This window comes from Kineococcus aridisoli, from assembly GCF_050871885.1.
Taxonomy (GTDB): domain Bacteria; phylum Actinomycetota; class Actinomycetes; order Actinomycetales; family Kineococcaceae; genus Kineococcus.
The window spans coordinates 1-14,780 of the sequence record NZ_JBJLSF010000107.1 but is presented as its reverse complement, the minus strand read 5'-3'; the positions used below and the strand labels follow the sequence as shown (position 1 = coordinate 14,780).

At 70.0% G+C, this 14,780-nt stretch carries 28 protein-coding genes; all 28 read left to right on the top strand.

Annotation, left to right across the window (positions count from 1 at the left end):
• Positions 1-354: 354 nt before the first annotated feature.
• The 28 genes from rpsJ (at position 355) to rpsK (ending at position 14,705) form a co-directional block, all read left to right on the top strand.
• Entirely contained in the window at positions 355-663 is a 309-nt protein-coding gene (rpsJ, locus tag ACRYM2_RS20735; RefSeq protein WP_012084982.1) for a 30S ribosomal protein S10, read from the top strand.
• Between the two features lie 13 nt (positions 664-676).
• Positions 677-1,336: a 50S ribosomal protein L3 gene (gene rplC, locus ACRYM2_RS20730; RefSeq protein ID WP_166613991.1), complete on the top strand. Its 660-nt coding sequence runs from the start codon at positions 677-679 to the stop codon at positions 1,334-1,336.
• A 5-nt stretch (positions 1,337-1,341) separates the two neighbouring features.
• Positions 1,342-2,046 carry a 50S ribosomal protein L4 gene (rplD, locus tag ACRYM2_RS20725; protein ID WP_432524325.1) on the top strand — a complete coding sequence of 235 codons (705 nt, stop codon included), beginning with the start codon at positions 1,342-1,344 and terminating at the stop codon, positions 2,044-2,046.
• A 5-nt stretch (positions 2,047-2,051) separates the two neighbouring features.
• Positions 2,052-2,354, top strand: a complete 303-nt coding sequence (gene rplW / locus ACRYM2_RS20720) for a 50S ribosomal protein L23 (protein ID WP_166614015.1) — start codon at positions 2,052-2,054, stop codon at positions 2,352-2,354.
• A 55-nt stretch (positions 2,355-2,409) separates the two neighbouring features.
• Entirely contained in the window at positions 2,410-3,246 is an 837-nt protein-coding gene (rplB, locus tag ACRYM2_RS20715; protein ID WP_432524324.1) for a 50S ribosomal protein L2, read from the top strand.
• Positions 3,247-3,264: 18 nt separating this feature from the next.
• On the top strand, positions 3,265-3,546 hold the full coding sequence (gene rpsS / locus ACRYM2_RS20710) for a 30S ribosomal protein S19 (protein ID WP_166609823.1): 282 nt from the start codon (positions 3,265-3,267) through the stop codon (positions 3,544-3,546).
• A 53-nt stretch (positions 3,547-3,599) separates the two neighbouring features.
• A complete protein-coding gene (gene rplV, locus ACRYM2_RS20705; protein ID WP_432524323.1) occupies positions 3,600-3,980 on the top strand; it encodes a 50S ribosomal protein L22 in 381 nt (126 codons plus the stop codon).
• On the top strand, positions 3,980-4,828 hold the full coding sequence (gene rpsC, locus ACRYM2_RS20700; protein ID WP_432524321.1) for a 30S ribosomal protein S3: 849 nt from the start codon (positions 3,980-3,982) through the stop codon (positions 4,826-4,828). The genes rplV and rpsC overlap by 1 nt, the downstream gene beginning before the upstream one ends.
• A 3-nt stretch (positions 4,829-4,831) precedes the next feature.
• Entirely contained in the window at positions 4,832-5,248 is a 417-nt protein-coding gene (gene rplP / locus ACRYM2_RS20695; RefSeq protein WP_166613996.1) for a 50S ribosomal protein L16, read from the top strand.
• Entirely contained in the window at positions 5,248-5,496 is a 249-nt protein-coding gene (rpmC, locus tag ACRYM2_RS20690; RefSeq protein ID WP_166613997.1) for a 50S ribosomal protein L29, read from the top strand. Before rplP ends, rpmC begins: the two co-directional genes overlap by 1 nt.
• Positions 5,493-5,774 (top strand): 30S ribosomal protein S17, encoded by a 282-nt coding sequence (rpsQ, locus tag ACRYM2_RS20685; RefSeq protein WP_166613998.1) that lies wholly within the window; start codon positions 5,493-5,495, stop codon positions 5,772-5,774. The genes rpmC and rpsQ overlap by 4 nt, the downstream gene beginning before the upstream one ends.
• 127 nt (positions 5,775-5,901) lie before the next feature.
• Complete coding sequence (rplN, locus tag ACRYM2_RS20680; RefSeq protein WP_166613999.1) at positions 5,902-6,270, top strand: 50S ribosomal protein L14; 369 nt, start codon at positions 5,902-5,904, stop codon at positions 6,268-6,270.
• Between the two features lie 2 nt (positions 6,271-6,272).
• The gene (gene rplX / locus ACRYM2_RS20675; protein ID WP_432524320.1) at positions 6,273-6,644 is read left to right on the top strand and encodes a 50S ribosomal protein L24; all 372 of its coding nucleotides are present in this window, start codon (positions 6,273-6,275) and stop codon (positions 6,642-6,644) included.
• On the top strand, positions 6,644-7,213 hold the full coding sequence (gene rplE, locus ACRYM2_RS20670; protein ID WP_432524318.1) for a 50S ribosomal protein L5: 570 nt from the start codon (positions 6,644-6,646) through the stop codon (positions 7,211-7,213). Before rplX ends, rplE begins: the two co-directional genes overlap by 1 nt.
• A 2-nt stretch (positions 7,214-7,215) precedes the next feature.
• A complete protein-coding gene (locus ACRYM2_RS20665; RefSeq protein WP_166614002.1) occupies positions 7,216-7,401 on the top strand; it encodes a type Z 30S ribosomal protein S14 in 186 nt (61 codons plus the stop codon).
• Between the two features lie 82 nt (positions 7,402-7,483).
• Positions 7,484-7,882: a 30S ribosomal protein S8 gene (gene rpsH, locus ACRYM2_RS20660; RefSeq protein ID WP_166614003.1), complete on the top strand. Its 399-nt coding sequence runs from the start codon at positions 7,484-7,486 to the stop codon at positions 7,880-7,882.
• A gap of 13 nt (positions 7,883-7,895) precedes the next feature.
• Positions 7,896-8,435, top strand: coding sequence for a 50S ribosomal protein L6 (gene rplF / locus ACRYM2_RS20655; protein WP_432524317.1), 540 nt, complete (start codon positions 7,896-7,898; stop codon positions 8,433-8,435).
• A gap of 2 nt (positions 8,436-8,437) precedes the next feature.
• Positions 8,438-8,815, top strand: a complete 378-nt coding sequence (gene rplR / locus ACRYM2_RS20650; RefSeq protein ID WP_166614016.1) for a 50S ribosomal protein L18 — start codon at positions 8,438-8,440, stop codon at positions 8,813-8,815.
• Positions 8,816-8,849: 34 nt separating this feature from the next.
• Positions 8,850-9,497, top strand: coding sequence for a 30S ribosomal protein S5 (rpsE, locus tag ACRYM2_RS20645; protein ID WP_432524316.1), 648 nt, complete (start codon positions 8,850-8,852; stop codon positions 9,495-9,497).
• Complete coding sequence (rpmD, locus tag ACRYM2_RS20640) at positions 9,497-9,682, top strand: 50S ribosomal protein L30 (protein WP_432524314.1); 186 nt, start codon at positions 9,497-9,499, stop codon at positions 9,680-9,682. Before rpsE ends, rpmD begins: the two co-directional genes overlap by 1 nt.
• Positions 9,682-10,143, top strand: coding sequence for a 50S ribosomal protein L15 (gene rplO / locus ACRYM2_RS20635; protein ID WP_432524313.1), 462 nt, complete (start codon positions 9,682-9,684; stop codon positions 10,141-10,143). Before rpmD ends, rplO begins: the two co-directional genes overlap by 1 nt.
• Positions 10,144-10,319: 176 nt before the next feature.
• Positions 10,320-11,621, top strand: coding sequence for a preprotein translocase subunit SecY (gene secY, locus ACRYM2_RS20630; protein WP_432524312.1), 1,302 nt, complete (start codon positions 10,320-10,322; stop codon positions 11,619-11,621).
• Positions 11,618-12,193: an adenylate kinase gene (locus ACRYM2_RS20625; RefSeq protein ID WP_432524311.1), complete on the top strand. Its 576-nt coding sequence runs from the start codon at positions 11,618-11,620 to the stop codon at positions 12,191-12,193. The genes secY and ACRYM2_RS20625 overlap by 4 nt, the downstream gene beginning before the upstream one ends.
• A 46-nt stretch (positions 12,194-12,239) precedes the next feature.
• Positions 12,240-13,055, top strand: a complete 816-nt coding sequence (gene map, locus ACRYM2_RS20620) for a type I methionyl aminopeptidase (protein ID WP_432524327.1) — start codon at positions 12,240-12,242, stop codon at positions 13,053-13,055.
• 175 nt (positions 13,056-13,230) lie between these two features.
• Entirely contained in the window at positions 13,231-13,452 is a 222-nt protein-coding gene (gene infA, locus ACRYM2_RS20615) for a translation initiation factor IF-1 (RefSeq protein WP_012084955.1), read from the top strand.
• 61 nt (positions 13,453-13,513) lie between these two features.
• Positions 13,514-13,627, top strand: coding sequence for a 50S ribosomal protein L36 (gene rpmJ / locus ACRYM2_RS20610; protein ID WP_009740505.1), 114 nt, complete (start codon positions 13,514-13,516; stop codon positions 13,625-13,627).
• A gap of 190 nt (positions 13,628-13,817) precedes the next feature.
• Positions 13,818-14,198 (top strand): 30S ribosomal protein S13, encoded by a 381-nt coding sequence (gene rpsM / locus ACRYM2_RS20605; RefSeq protein WP_432524309.1) that lies wholly within the window; start codon positions 13,818-13,820, stop codon positions 14,196-14,198.
• Positions 14,199-14,297: 99 nt separating this feature from the next.
• Positions 14,298-14,705 carry a 30S ribosomal protein S11 gene (gene rpsK / locus ACRYM2_RS20600; protein ID WP_166614011.1) on the top strand — a complete coding sequence of 136 codons (408 nt, stop codon included), beginning with the start codon at positions 14,298-14,300 and terminating at the stop codon, positions 14,703-14,705.
• The last annotated feature ends 75 nt before the right edge of the window (positions 14,706-14,780 follow it).

The following is a 14,780-nucleotide window of genomic DNA, read 5'->3' as shown; positions in this document are numbered from 1 at the left end:
CGGGTCCACCCGGACCCGCCCCTTCGTCGTGAGCGGGCCGTGGTCATCAGCGCGCGCGGCCGCCCCGACGGCCTCGATTCGCCAAGCTGGCCTGTCGTCTGGCAGACTGTCGGGGTTGCTGTGCCGCCGCGGGTCCCCCCGCCGAGTGGCCGGCAGCCGCGAACGTCGAACGTCTCGTACGGGCGGCGGACGGTAGACCTGAACAGGACGACAGGACCACACCGGGCAACCGGGTGAGGGTGCACCTCGTGCGAGAGCGCGACACGCCCGACCTCGGGGGTCGGAGCGCCGGACAGGCGCTCCGCGCCGCGCGCGAGTCAGTAGCGGTACGAAGAGAGAGAGTCAGACGACGCCATGGCGGGACAGAAGATCCGCATCAGGCTCAAGGCCTACGACCACGAGGTCATCGACAGCTCGGCGCGCAAGATCGTCGACACGGTGACCCGGACGGGCGCCTCGGTCGCTGGGCCCGTGCCGCTGCCGACCGAGAAGAACGTCTACTGCGTCATCCGCTCGCCGCACAAGTACAAGGACAGCCGCGAGCACTTCGAGATGCGCACGCACAAGCGCCTCATCGACATCATCGACCCCACGCCGAAGACGGTCGACTCGCTCATGCGACTCGACCTGCCGGCTGGTGTCGACATCGAGATCAAGCTCTGAGGGACTGCACACGATGAGCGACAGGCAAGTGCGAGGGGTGCTCGGCACCAAGCTCGGCATGACCCAGCTGTGGGACGCGGACAACCGCGTCGTCCCGGTGACGGTCGTCAAGGTCGAGCCGAACGTCGTGACCCAGATCCGCACCACTACCACCGACGGCTACGAAGCGGTGCAGCTGGCCGCCACGGCCATCGCGCAGCGCAAGGCCAACCAGCCCGCTGCCGGCCACTTCGCCAAGGCCGGCGTCGCGCCGCGCCGCCACCTCGTCGAGCTGCGCACCGCCGACGCGGCGCAGTACGCGCTCGGCCAGGAGGTCACGGCGGAGGTCTTCGACGCGGGCACCACGGTCGACGTGGTCGGCACCACCAAGGGCAAGGGCTTCGCCGGTGTCATGAAGCGTCACGGCTTCGCCGGTGTCAGCGCCTCCCACGGTGCGCACCGCAACCACCGCAAGCCCGGGTCCATCGGCGGCTGCGCCACCCCCGGTCGCGTGTTCAAGGGCATGCGCATGGCCGGCCGCATGGGCGGGGCTCGCCAGACCACCCAGAACCTGACCGTGCAGGCCGTCGACGCGGAGAAGGGCCTGCTGCTCATCACGGGCGCGGTCCCCGGTCCCCGCGGCGGGCTCGTGCTCGTCAAGAGCGCGTCCAAGGCGCGCGTGAAGGAGGCCTGAGCCACATGACCGAGACGACGACTCAGACCGCCGCCATCACCGTCCCGCTGCGCACCGCCGACGGCGGCACCAACGGCACCGTGGAGCTGCCGGCCGAGCACTTCGGCCGCCAGGCGAACATCGCGCTGATCCACCAGGTCGTGACCGCCCAGCTCGCGGCGGCCCGCCAGGGCACCCACGCCACCAAGACGCGCGGCGAGGTGCGCGGCGGCGGCAAGAAGCCCTACAAGCAGAAGGGCACCGGCCGCGCCCGCCAGGGCTCGCTGCGCGCCCCGCAGTTCACCGGCGGTGGCACCGTGCACGGCCCCCAGCCGCGCGACTACTCCCAGCGCACCCCCAAGAAGATGAAGGCCGCCGCCCTGCGCGGTGCCCTCTCCGACCGGGTGCGCCACGAGCGCCTGCACGTGGTCGAGGGCCTGGCCATCGGCGAGACCCCCTCCACCAAGACGGCCGCCAAGCTGCTCTCGGTGCTGTCCGGCCGCACGAACGTCCTGGTCGTGCTCACCCGCGACGACGAGGTGTCGGCCAAGAGCCTGCGCAACCTCGCCGGCGTGCACGTGCTGCCGCAGGACCAGCTGAACACCTACGACGTCGTCAAGAGCGACGACGTCGTCTTCACCCGCGCGGCGCTGGACGCCTTCGTCGCGGGGCCGCCGAAGGGTCGCAGCGCGACCGCGGTGGCGGCTGAGTCCGAAGGGAGCACCCTGTGAGCGCCATCGGTGGGACCCAGAAGGACCCGCGCGACATCCTGCTCGCGCCGGTCGTCTCGGAGAAGAGCTACGGCCTGATCGACGAGGGCAAGTACACCTTCCTCGTCGACCCGGCGGCGAACAAGACCGAGATCAAGATGGCCGTCGAGAAGGTCTTCGGCGTCAAGGTCTCCTCGGTCAACACCGCGAACCGGCAGGGCAAGAGCCGACGGACGAAGTTCGGCACCGGCAAGCGCAAGGACACCAAGCGGGCCATCGTGACGTTGCGCGAGGGCACGATCGACATCTTCGGCGGCTCGGTCGCCTGAGCCCCCGGGCTCGCACGATCGCCGTAGACACCTTCGAACCCGAGGAATCGCTGCAATGGGAATCCGCAAGTACAAGCCGACGACGCCGGGCCGCCGCGGCTCGTCCGTCGCCGACTTCGTCGAGATCACGCGGACCGAGCCGGAGAAGTCGCTCGTCCGCCCGCTGTCCAAGACCGGTGGCCGCAACTCGACCGGGCGCATCACCACCCGTCACATCGGTGGTGGCCACAAGCGCGCCTACCGCGTCATCGACTTCCGTCGCCACGACAAGGACGGCGTGCCGGCCAAGGTCGCTCACATCGAGTACGACCCCAACCGCACCGCACGCATCGCGCTCCTGCACTACGTGGACGGCGAGAAGCGCTACATCCTCGCGCCGAGCCGCCTGAAGCAGGGCGACCGGATCGAGAACGGCCCCGAGGCCGACATCAAGCCCGGCAACAACCTGCCGCTGCGCAACATCCCGGTCGGCACCGTGATCCACGCGATCGAGCTCCGCCCCGGCGGCGGCGCGAAGATCGCCCGCTCGGCCGGCGCCAGCGTCCAGCTCGTGGCCCGCGAGGGCCGCTTCGCCCAGCTGCGCATGCCCTCGGGCGAGATCCGCAACGTCGACGTCCGCTGCCGCGCCACCATCGGCGAGGTCGGCAACGCCGAGCAGTCCAACATCAACTGGGGCAAGGCCGGCCGCATGCGCTGGAAGGGCAAGCGCCCGACCGTCCGCGGTGTCGCCATGAACCCCATCGACCACCCGCACGGTGGTGGTGAGGGCAAGACCTCCGGTGGCCGTCACCCCGTCAGCCCCTGGGGCAAGCCTGAGGGCCGCACCCGGCGTCCGGGCAAGGAGAGCGACAAGCTCATCGTCCGTCGTCGCCGCACCGGCAAGAAGCGCTGATAGGGAGATCAGGCCACCATGCCTCGCAGTCTGAAGAAGGGCCCGTTCGTCGACGACCACCTGCAGAAGAAGGTGGACGTCCAGAACGAGGCCGGTACGCACAACGTCATCCGGACCTGGTCCCGCCGTTCGGTCATCACGCCGGACTTCTTGGGCCACACGTTCGCGGTGCACGACGGCCGCAAGCACGTCCCCGTCTTCGTCACCGAGGCGATGGTGGGTCACAAGCTCGGCGAGTTCGCGCCCACGCGCACGTTCAAGGGCCACGAGAAGGACGACCGCAAGGGCCGTCGCCGCTGAGCCACCGGCTCGCGAACAACCTTTCGAGACCGAAACCAGAAGGCAGGACAGGGATGGAAGCCAAGGCGCAGACGCGGTACCTCCGCGTCACGCCCCAGAAGGCGCGCCGAGTCGTCGACCTCGTCCGGGGCAAGCAGGCCACTGAAGCTGTCGCGGTGCTCTCCTTCGCCCCCCAGGCGGCGGCCGAGCCGGTGCGCAAGCTCGTGGAGAGCGCCATCGCGAACGCGAAGTTCCTCGCGGACAAGCACTCCGAGGCGTTCGACCCGGACAGCTACGTCGTCAAGGCGATCCACGTCGACGAGGGCCCGACGATGAAGCGCTTCCGTCCCCGGGCGCAGGGGCGCGCGGGGCGCATCCTGAAGCGCACGAGCCACATCACCGTGGTCGTCGCCCCCGCCGTCGCCGGCGCCAAGAAGACGAGGAGGACCCGCTGATGGGGCAGAAGGTCAACCCGCACGGGTTCCGACTGGGCATCACCACCGACCACAAGACCCGTTGGTTCGCCGACTCCACCAAGACCGGTCAGCGCTACGCCGACTACGTCAAGGAGGACGTCGCGATCCGCCGCCTCATGTCCAAGGGCATGGAGCGGGCCGGCATCTCCAAGGTCGAGATCGAGCGCACCCGCGACCGCGTGCGCGTCGACATCCACACCGCCCGGCCGGGCATCGTCATCGGCCGTCGCGGTGCGGAGGCCGACCGCATCCGCGGCGAGCTGGAGAAGCTGACCGGCAAGCAGGTGCAGCTGAACATCCTCGAGGTCAAGAACCCCGAGATCGACTCCCAGCTGGTCGCCCAGGGCATCGCCGAGCAGCTCGCCAGCCGCGTCTCGTTCCGCCGCGCCATGCGCAAGGGGATGCAGACCGCGCTGCGCTCGGGTGCCAAGGGCATCCGGGTCCAGTGCGCCGGCCGCCTCGGCGGTGCGGAGATGAGCCGCTCGGAGTTCTACCGCGAGGGCCGGGTTCCGCTGCACACGCTGCGCGCGAACATCGACTACGGCTTCTACGAGGCCCGCACGACCTTCGGCCGCATCGGCGTGAAGGTCTGGATCTACCACGGTGACGTCACCAGCCGTGAGCTCGCCCAGTCGCAGGCCGCCGCTCCGCGCGCCCCGCGCCGCGGCGAGCGCGGTGACCGCGGCGAGGCCCGCGGCCGTCGCCGTCCGACGCAGGAGGGCACCAGCGCTCCCGTGGCCGAGGCCGCGGCCGCCGGTGCCGCTCCGACCGGGACCGCTGCCGCGCAGCCGGTCACCGGCAAGGGCAGCAACGGAACGGAGGCCTGAGTCGTGCTCATCCCACGGCGCGTCAAGCACCGCAAGCAGCACCACCCCACCCGGCGCGGTGCGGCATCCGGCGGTACCCGTGTGACGTTCGGCGAGTACGGGATCATGGCGGTGGAGGGTGGCTACGTCACCAACCGCCAGATCGAGTCCGCTCGTATCGCCATCACCCGCCACATCCGTCGTGGCGGCAAGGTCTGGATCAACATCTACCCGGACCGGCCGCTGACGAAGAAGCCGGCCGAGACCCGCATGGGTTCCGGCAAGGGCTCCCCGGAGTGGTGGATCGCGAACATCAAGCCCGGACGCGTGATGTTCGAGCTGTCGTTCCCCAACGAGAAGGTCGCTTCGGAGGCGCTGACCCGCGCCATCCACAAGCTGCCGGTCAAGTGCAAGATCGTGCGCCGCGAGGGTGGTGAGTGATGGCCATCGGGACCAAGGGCCTGAGCGCCGACGAGCTGCGTGAGTTCGACGACGCCAAGCTGGTCGACGAGCTGAAGAAGGCGAAGGAAGAGCTGTTCAACCTGCGCTTCCAGTCCGCGACCGGTCAGCTGGAGAACAACTCCCGGCTGAAGGCCGTTAAGCGGGACATCTCCCGCATCTACACCACGATGCGCGAGCGCGAGCTCGGCATCACCGAGGCGCCGATCACGAAGGAGGCTGCGAAGTGAGCGAGCAGACCACTGCCACGACCACCGAGCGCGGCTACCGCAAGACGCGCCGCGGCTACGTCGTCAGCGACAAGATGCAGAAGACCGTGGTGGTCGAGGTCGAGGACCGCGTGAAGCACCCGCTCTACGCGAAGGTCATCCGCCGCACCACGAAGGTCAAGGCGCACGACGAGGTCGAGACCGCCGGTGTCGGCGACCTCGTCCTCATCGCGGAGACCCGTCCGCTGTCGGCGACCAAGCGCTGGCGTGTGGTCGAGGTCCTCGAGCGCGCGAAGTGATCTGCGCGTTCGCGTGATGACCTCGGGTGGGCCGCCACCGCGGCCCACCCCCAGATCCCATGTCCGTTCGGCCAGGCTCGCCGTCCCCAGGGGCAGCGCGAGAACCGGCGCGACGAAGGAGTAGAGAGTGATCCAGCAGGAGTCGCGGCTCAAGGTCGCCGACAACACGGGTGCCAAGGAGATCTTGTGCATCCGCGTGCTCGGCGGCTCCGGCCGCCGCTACGCCGGCATCGGTGACGTGATCGTGGCCACGGTCAAGGACGCGATCCCCGGTGGCAACGTCAAGAAGGGCGATGTGGTCAAGGCCGTCATCGTCCGCACCAAGAAGGAGCGTCGGCGCGCCGACGGTTCCTACATCCGCTTCGACGAGAACGCCGCGGTGATCCTCCGTGCCGACGGCGACCCGCGCGGCACCCGCATCTTCGGGCCCGTGGGTCGCGAACTGCGCGAGAAGCGCTTCATGCGGATCATCTCGCTGGCGCCGGAGGTGCTCTGACCATGGGCAAGACCCGCATCAAGAAGGGTGACCTGGTCCAGGTCATCACCCGCGTCCGCGGCCGCCGCAACGACGACGGCACGAAGACCTCCGACCTCGGCAAGCAGGGCAAGGTGCTCGAGGTCCTGGCCGAGACCGACCGCGTCCTCGTCGAGGGCGTGAACCGGATCAAGCGCCACACCAAGGCCGGCCCGGGCGTGGAGGGCGGCATCGTCGAGCGCGAGGCCCCGATCCACATCAGCAACGTCCAGCTGGTCGACCCGGAGACGAAGAAGCCGACCCGCGTCGGCATCCGGACCGAGCAGGTCGAGCGCGACGGCCGGACCAAGACCAACCGCATCCGCGTCGCCAAGCGTTCCGGCAAGGACATCTGATGACCACCACCTCCGAGACCCGCGCGCTGCCGCGCCTGAAGCAGCGCTACCGCGAAGAGATCAAGGGTCAGCTGCACCAGCAGTTCGCCTACGGCAACGTCATGCAGATCCCCGGCCTGGTCAAGGTCGTGGTGAACATGGGCGTCGGCGAGGCGGCCCGCGACTCCAAGCTCATCGACGGTGCCGTGCGCGACCTGACGGCCATCACCGGCCAGAAGCCGCAGGTCACCCGGGCGCGCAAGTCCATCGCCCAGTTCAAGCTCCGCGAGGGCATGCCGATCGGCGCGCACACCACGCTGCGCGGCGACCGCATGTGGGAGTTCCTGGACCGGCTGCTGTCGCTGGCGCTGCCGCGCATCCGCGACTTCCGCGGTCTGTCGCCGAAGCAGTTCGACGGCCACGGGAACTACACCTTCGGTCTCAACGAGCAGTCGATGTTCCACGAGATCGACCAGGACAAGATCGACCGCGTCCGCGGCATGGACATCACGGTCGTGACGACGGCGACGAGCGACGAGGAAGGCCGTGCGCTCCTGCGCGCCCTGGGCTTCCCGTTCAAGGAGAACTGACCGTGGCGAAGACCGCTCTGATCACCAAGGCCGCGCGCAAGCCGAAGTTCAAGGTGCGCGGCTACACCCGCTGCCAGCGCTGCGGGCGACCGCACGCGGTGTTCCGCAAGTTCGGCATCTGCCGCATCTGCCTGCGGGAGATGGCGCACGCCGGCGAGCTGCCCGGTGTGACGAAGAGCAGCTGGTGACGAACCCCATCACGACGACGCCGAAGGTCCGCGACGCACTCCGTGTCGCGGAAACCCCGGTGAGGAAGGGCGGACGAGCCCGATGACGATGACCGACCCCATCGCGGACATGCTGACGCGTCTGCGCAACGCCAACTCGGCGTACCACGACACCGTCTCCATGCCGTACAGCAAGCTCAAGTCCCACATCGCGGAGATCCTCCAGGCCGAGGGCTACATCGCCTCCTGGACCGTCGAGGACGCCGAGGTCGGCAAGAAGCTGACCCTGGACTTGAAGTTCGGCCCCAACCGCGAGCGTGCGATCGCCGGCCTGCGCCGCGTGAGCAAGCCCGGTCTGCGGGTCTACGCGAAGTCGACCAACCTGCCCCGCGTCCTCGGTGGCCTCGGCGTGGCGATCCTGTCCACGTCGTCCGGGCTGCTGACCGACAAGCAGGCCAACAAGAAGGGCGTGGGTGGGGAAGTCCTCGCCTACGTCTGGTGAGGGAGGAGGACTCATGTCGCGCATCGGTCGACTCCCGATCCCCGTCCCCTCGGGCGTGGACGTGACCATCGACGGCTCGACCGTCACGGTCAAGGGCCCCAAGGGAACGCTGACGCACACCGTGGCATCGCCCATCGGCGTGGAGCGCACGGAGGAGGGCACGCTGCAGGTCACGCGTCCCGACGACGAGCGCACCTCCCGGGCGCTGCACGGGCTCACGCGCACGCTGGTGGCCAACATGGTCCAGGGCGTGACGCAGGGCTACGAGAAGAGGCTCGAGATCGTCGGTACCGGGTACCGCGTCACGCCTCGCGGCTCCGACCTCGAGTTCGCGCTCGGGTTCAGCCACCCCGTCGTCGTGAAGGCGCCCGAGGGCATCACCTTCGCGGTCGAGAACAACACCCGGTTCTCGGTGGCCGGCATCGACAAGCAGCAGGTCGGCGAGGTCGCTGCGAACATCCGCAAGCTGCGCAAGCCCGACCCGTACAAGGGCAAGGGCGTGCGGTACGCCGGCGAGCAGGTTCGTCGCAAGGTCGGAAAGGCTGGTAAGTGACGATGGGACTCTCCACCCAGCGCACCCAGAAGGGCACTGCGCCGGCGCGCAAGCGTCGTCACACCCGCGTGCGCAAGAAGGTCGTCGGCACCGCCGTCCGCCCGCGCCTGGTCGTCACCCGCTCCACGCGGCACGTCTTCGTGCAGGTCATCGACGACGCGGCGGGTCACACCCTCGCGTCGGCCTCGACCATGGAGGCGGACCTGCGCGCCAGCGGCGACGACAAGTCGGCCAAGGCGAAGGCGGTCGGTCTCCTCGTCGGTCAGCGCGCCAAGGCGGCCGGCATCGAGGCCGTGGTCTTCGACCGCGGCGGCAACCGCTACGCGGGACGTGTCGCGGCCATCGCCGACGGCGCCCGTGAGGCCGGTCTGGCCCTGTGATGACCCACGAAGCCGATGAGATGAGGAACGTCTGATGCCTGGACCCCAGCGCCGAGGCGCCGGCGCCGGTGCGGCCGGCGGCAACAACGACAACCGCGGGAACGACCGTCGGGACCGCCGCGACGGCGGCCGCGACCAGCGCGGGCGGGGTGACGCGGGCGACCGCGGCAACTTCGTCGAGCGCGTCGTGACCATCAACCGCGTGGCCAAGGTCGTCAAGGGCGGCCGCCGCTTCAGCTTCACGGCCCTCGTGGTCGTGGGCGACGGCGACGGCACCGTCGGTGTCGGCTACGGCAAGGCCAAGGAGGTGCCCGCGGCGATCGCCAAGGGCGTCGAGGAGGCCAAGAAGAACTTCTTCCGCGTGCCCCGCATCCAGGGCACGATCCCGCACCCCATCCAGGGCGAGAAGGCGGCCGGCGTGGTCATGCTGCGCCCGGCCTCCCCGGGTACCGGCGTCATCGCCGGCGGCCCGGTCCGCGCCGTGCTGGAGTGCGCGGGCGTGCACGACGTCCTGTCGAAGTCCCTCGGCAGCGACAACGCGATCAACATCGTCCACGCGACCATCGAGGCCCTGCGCGGCCTCGAGCGCCCCGAGCAGGTCGCGGCCCGCCGCGGTCTGCCCGTGGAGGACGTGGCCCCCGTCGCGCTGCTGCGCGCCCAGGCCGCGGGGGTGACCGCCTGATGGCCGGACGCATCAAGGTCACCCAGGTCAAGTCGGGCATCGGTGGCAAGCAGAACCAGCGCGACACGCTGCGCAGCCTCGGACTGCACAAGATCGGGCAGAGCGTCGTCAAGGACGACAAGCCCGAGATCCGCGGCATGGCCAACACCGTCGCGCACCTCGTGACCGTGGAGGAGGTCGACTGATGGCGAACCAGCCGGGCGAGCACGTCCTGAAGCTGCACCACCTGCGCCCCGCCCCGGGGTCGAACACGGCCAAGACCCGTGTCGGCCGCGGTGAGGCCAGCAAGGGCAAGACCGCCGGCCGCGGCACCAAGGGCACCAAGGCCCGCTACTCGGTGCCCGAGGCCTTCGAGGGCGGCCAGATGCCGCTGCACATGCGCCTGCCGAAGCTGCGCGGGTTCAAGAACCCGTTCCGCGTCGAGTACCAGGTCGTCAACCTCGACAAGCTGACCTCCCTCTTCCCCGAGGGCGGCACCGTGGGCGTCGAGGAGCTCGTGGCCAAGGGCGCGGTCCGCAAGGGCCAGCCCGTCAAGGTGCTGGGCACCGGTGAGATCACCGTGGCCCTGCAGGTGACGGCCGACAAGTTCTCGACCTCCGCGGCCGAGAAGATCGCCGCTGCGGGCGGGTCCACCACCCTCCGCTGAGCGATCACCCCGCACGGACGCGCGGCGGTAGCGACGAGTGATCGTCTGCTACCGCCGCGTGTGCGTTGTGGGCCGTTGTAGGGTCTGGGTGGATCCGTGTGGTCCACCGTCCGATCTGTCAGTGACCATGCCGTCCTCCCGCAGCCGCGCGGGGGAGCGCGGCGCAGGAGGTTGTAGTGCTCACCGCAATCGGCCGTGCCTTCAGGACGCCCGACCTGCGCCGCAAGATGCTCTTCACGCTCGGCATCGTGGTGCTGGTCCGGCTCGGGTCCTTCGTGCCCACGCCGGGCGTCGACTACTCCGCCGTGCAGCAGTGCCTGGAGCTGGCGCAGTCGGGCAACGACCTGCTCGGGCTGGTCAACCTCTTCTCCGGCGGCGCGCTGCTGCAGCTGAGCATCTTCGCGCTCGGGATCATGCCGTACATCACGGCGAGCATCATCGTCCAGCTGCTCACCGTCGTCATCCCCCGCTTCGAGGCGCTGAAGAAGGAGGGTCAGCAGGGCACGACCAAGCTGACCCAGTACACGCGCTACCTCACCATCGCCCTGGCGGTCCTGCAGTCGACGACGTACGTGACGATCGCGCGGACCCCGGGCCGGCTGTTCAACAACGCCTGCACGGCCGACGTCGTCCCGGACAAGAGCATCCAGACCATCCTGCTCATGGTCCTCACGATGACGGCGGGCACCGGCCTGATCATGTGGATGGGTGAGCTCGTCACCGAGCGCGGCGTCGGCAACGGCATGTCGCTGCTGATCTTCGCCCAGATCGCCGCCGGCTTCCCGACCTCGCTGCTCAACATCGGCCGCGAGCGCGGCTGGCTGACCTTCGCGGGGGTCATCCTCGTCGGTCTGGTGGTCGTCGCGGCCGTCATCGCCGTCGAGCAGTCCCAGCGCCGGGTCCCCGTGCAGTACGCCAAACGGATGATCGGCCGGCGGATGTACGGCGGCACCACGACCTACATCCCGCTCAAGGTCAACATGGCCGGCGTCATCCCCGTGATCTTCGCCTCCTCGCTGCTGTACCTGCCGGCCCTCGTGGCCCAGTTCAGCGACCAGAACGAGGGCTGGGTCGTCTGGATCAACGAGCACCTGGTGCGCGGGGACCACCCGATCTACATGGCCATGTACTTCCTGCTCATCATCTTCTTCGCGTACTTCTACGTCGCGATCACGTTCAACCCGGACGAGGTCGCCGAGAACATGCGCAAGTACGGCGGCTTCATCCCCGGGGTGCGCGCCGGACGGCCCACCGCGGAGTACCTCGACTACATCCTCACCCGCATCACCCTGCCAGGATCGCTGTACCTGGGGCTCATCTCGCTGCTACCGCTCATCGCCATCGTGCTCTTCAATGCCAACCAGAACTTCCCCTTCGGGGGGACGTCGATCCTGATCATCGTCGGGGTCGGGCTCGAGACGGTGAAGCAGATCGAGTCCCAGTTCCAGCAGCGCAACTACGAAGGGTTCTTGCGATGACTCGTCTCGTCCTCCTCGGTCCGCCCGGTGCGGGCAAGGGCACCCAGGCCAAGCTCCTGTCGGAGCGCCTGGGGGTGCCGGCCATCTCCACCGGCGACATCTTCCGCGCCAACGTGGCCGACAAGACCGAGCTGGGCCGGACGGTCGAGGAGTACCTGAACGCCGGCAAGTACGTGCCCGACAGCGTCACCAACGCCATGGTGCGCGAGCGCCTGGCCCAGCCGGATGCCGTCGACGGCTTCATCCTCGACGGCTACCCGCGCACCACCGACCAGGTGCGCGAGCTGGACGACATGCTCGCCGCGGCCGGCGCCAAGCTCGAGCACGTCCTGGAGATCACCGCCGACGTCGACGAGCTGGTGCGCCGGCTGACCCGCCGCGCGCTCGAGCAGGGCCGCAGCGACGACACCGAGGCCGTGATCCGCACCCGCCAGGAGGTCTACGCCGAGCAGACCGCCCCCCTGGTGAAGGTCTACGCCGAGCGCGGGCTGCTGCGCAGCGTCGACGGCCTGGGGGAGATCTCCGAGGTCACCGCCCGCCTGGTGGCGGCGCTGGGCCTGCCGAACGGCTGAGCCGGCCCGCACGACGCCCCGCCCCACGATCGACCGCAGGAGACAGCTGGTGTTCGGACGCGAACGGATCGAGCTCAAGACCCCCGAGCAGGTCCTCGCGATGCGCAGGGCGGGGCTGCTGACGCACGCGGCCCTGGAGAGCGTGCGCGCGGCCCTGCGGCCCGGGATCGCGCTCCGGGAGCTGGACGCCATCGGCGCCGAGGTCATCCGCGCCGGGGGCGGCACCTCCAACTTCCTCGGCTACCACGGCTACCCGGCGACGCTGTGCATCTCGGTCAACGAGGTCGTCGTGCACGGAATCCCCGGCGACCAGGTGCTCGCCGAGGGGGACGTCGTCTCCGTGGACGGGGGAGCGGTCGTCGACGGCTGGCACGGCGACTCCGCCTTCACCGCGATCGTCGGCGAGCCCGCGGACCCCGCTGACGTCGAGCTCGTCGAGACCACCCGCAGGGCGCTGTGGGCCGGCATCGCCGCCCTGGACGCCCGGGGCCGGGTCGGCGACGTCGGGGCGGCCGTCGAGGACGCCGTCGGCGGCCGGCTGGGCATCGTCGACGGCTACACCGGCCACGGGATCGGCACGGCCATGCACATGGCGCCGGAGGTGCTCAACCACCGCGTGCGCGAGAAGGGCCCGAAGGTGCGGCCCGGGATGTGCCTGGCCATCGAGCCGATGTGCACCCGCGGGGGCGTCGAGACCGACGTGCTCGCCGACGAGTGGACCGTGGTCACCTCCGACGGCAGCCGCGCCGCCCACTGGGAGCACACCGTGGCCGTCCTCGAGGAGGGCCTGTGGGTGCTCACGGCGCCCGACGGCGGCGCGGCGGAGCTCGCGGCCTTCGGCGTCCAGGTGCCCGAGGCCTGAGCCGGAGCGCCGGACCGCGTGTCCGGTTGCGCCGCAACCGGCTCGCGGGGCAAGCTCACCCGATTTCGTCTTCGGCGCGCCGTCGCGTAAGCTTGAGAGTCGGTTCGCCATGCCTTGCGCCCTCACGGGCACGGCGGGCGGACACCGAACCGACACTTGATGAAAAGCGGAGGACATGCCGAAGAAGGACGGCGTCATCGAGATCGAAGGCACCGTGATCGAAGCCCTGCCGAACGCGATGTTCCGCGTGGAGCTCAGCAACGGTCACAAGGTGCTCGCCCACATCTCCGGGAAGATGCGGCAGCACTACATCCGCATCCTCCCCGAGGACCGGGTGGTCGTCGAGCTCAGCCCGTACGACCTGTCCCGCGGGCGCATCGTCTACCGCTACAAGTGACCACCACACTGGCCGCCGACCGCGCTCCCTCGAGGGTGCGGCCTGCACGACCGGAGACACGATGAAGGTCAAGCCGAGCGTCAAGAAGATCTGCGACAAGTGCAAGGTGATCCGCCGCCACGGCCGGGTCATGGTCATCTGCGAGAACCTGCGCCACAAGCAGCGCCAGGGCTGAGTCCGCTCAGCACGCAGCCGGCCCGCTCGTCGAGCAGCCAGCCACCGCACCGGTGGCACCCATCGCAGGACCCTCCCGGGGACGCCCCGGGTGACACCCCCGGTCGGAGGCCGGGGACCCGCAGAGCTCACGGAGCCGGACGGGGCAGGTCCTGCGGCAGACCTCCGCGACAGAAGAGGGACCATCCCGCATGGCACGTCTCGTCGGCGTCGACCTCCCCCGCGAGAAGCGGCTGGAGATCGCGCTCACGTACATCTTCGGCGTCGGACGCACCAGGGCCAAGGAGACGCTGGCAGCCACCGGCGTCAGCCCCGACCTGCGCGTCCGCGACCTGACCGACGACGACCTCGTCGCACTGCGCGACCACATCGAGGGCAACTACCGCGTCGAGGGCGACCTCCGCCGCGAGGTGGCCGCCGACATCCGCCGCAAGGTCGAGATCGGCACCTACCAGGGTCTGCGGCACCGTCGCGGCCTGCCCGTCCGCGGGCAGCGCACCAAGACGAACGCGCGCACCCGCAAGGGCCCGAAGCGCACCGTGGCCGGCAAGAAGAAGGCCGGTCGCAAGTAAGCAGTGCGCGGCCCTCCGGGTCGCCTCGCGGGCTCGCGCCACCAGCGCCGGGCCCGCCCTCGAACTCAACCGCCGCAGTCCACCAGGAGTCCGGACACCATGCCTCCCAAGAGCCGCACGGCCACGGCGGCGCGCAAGCCGCGCCGCAAGGAGAAGAAGAACGTCGCGCACGGCCACGCGCACATCAAGTCCACGTTCAACAACACGATCGTCTCGATCACCGACCCGACGGGCGCGGTCATCGCGTGGGCGTCGGCCGGTCAGGTCGGCTTCAAGGGGTCGCGCAAGTCGACCCCGTTCGCCGCGCAGATGGCCGCCGAGGCCGCCGCGCGCCGTGCCCAGGAGCACGGCATGCGCAAGGTCGACGTGTTCGTCAAGGGCCCCGGTTCCGGCCGCGAGACCGCGATCCGCTCCCTGCAGGCGACCGGCCTCGAGGTCGGCGCGATCCAGGACGTCACCCCCAGCCCGCACAACGGCTGCCGGCCGCCCAAGCGTCGGCGCGTCTGACGACGGCGCGCTCCCGGGGGGGGGCGGGGGGGGGGGGGCGGGGGGGCCCCGGTCGGGCCCACATAATATTTGGTG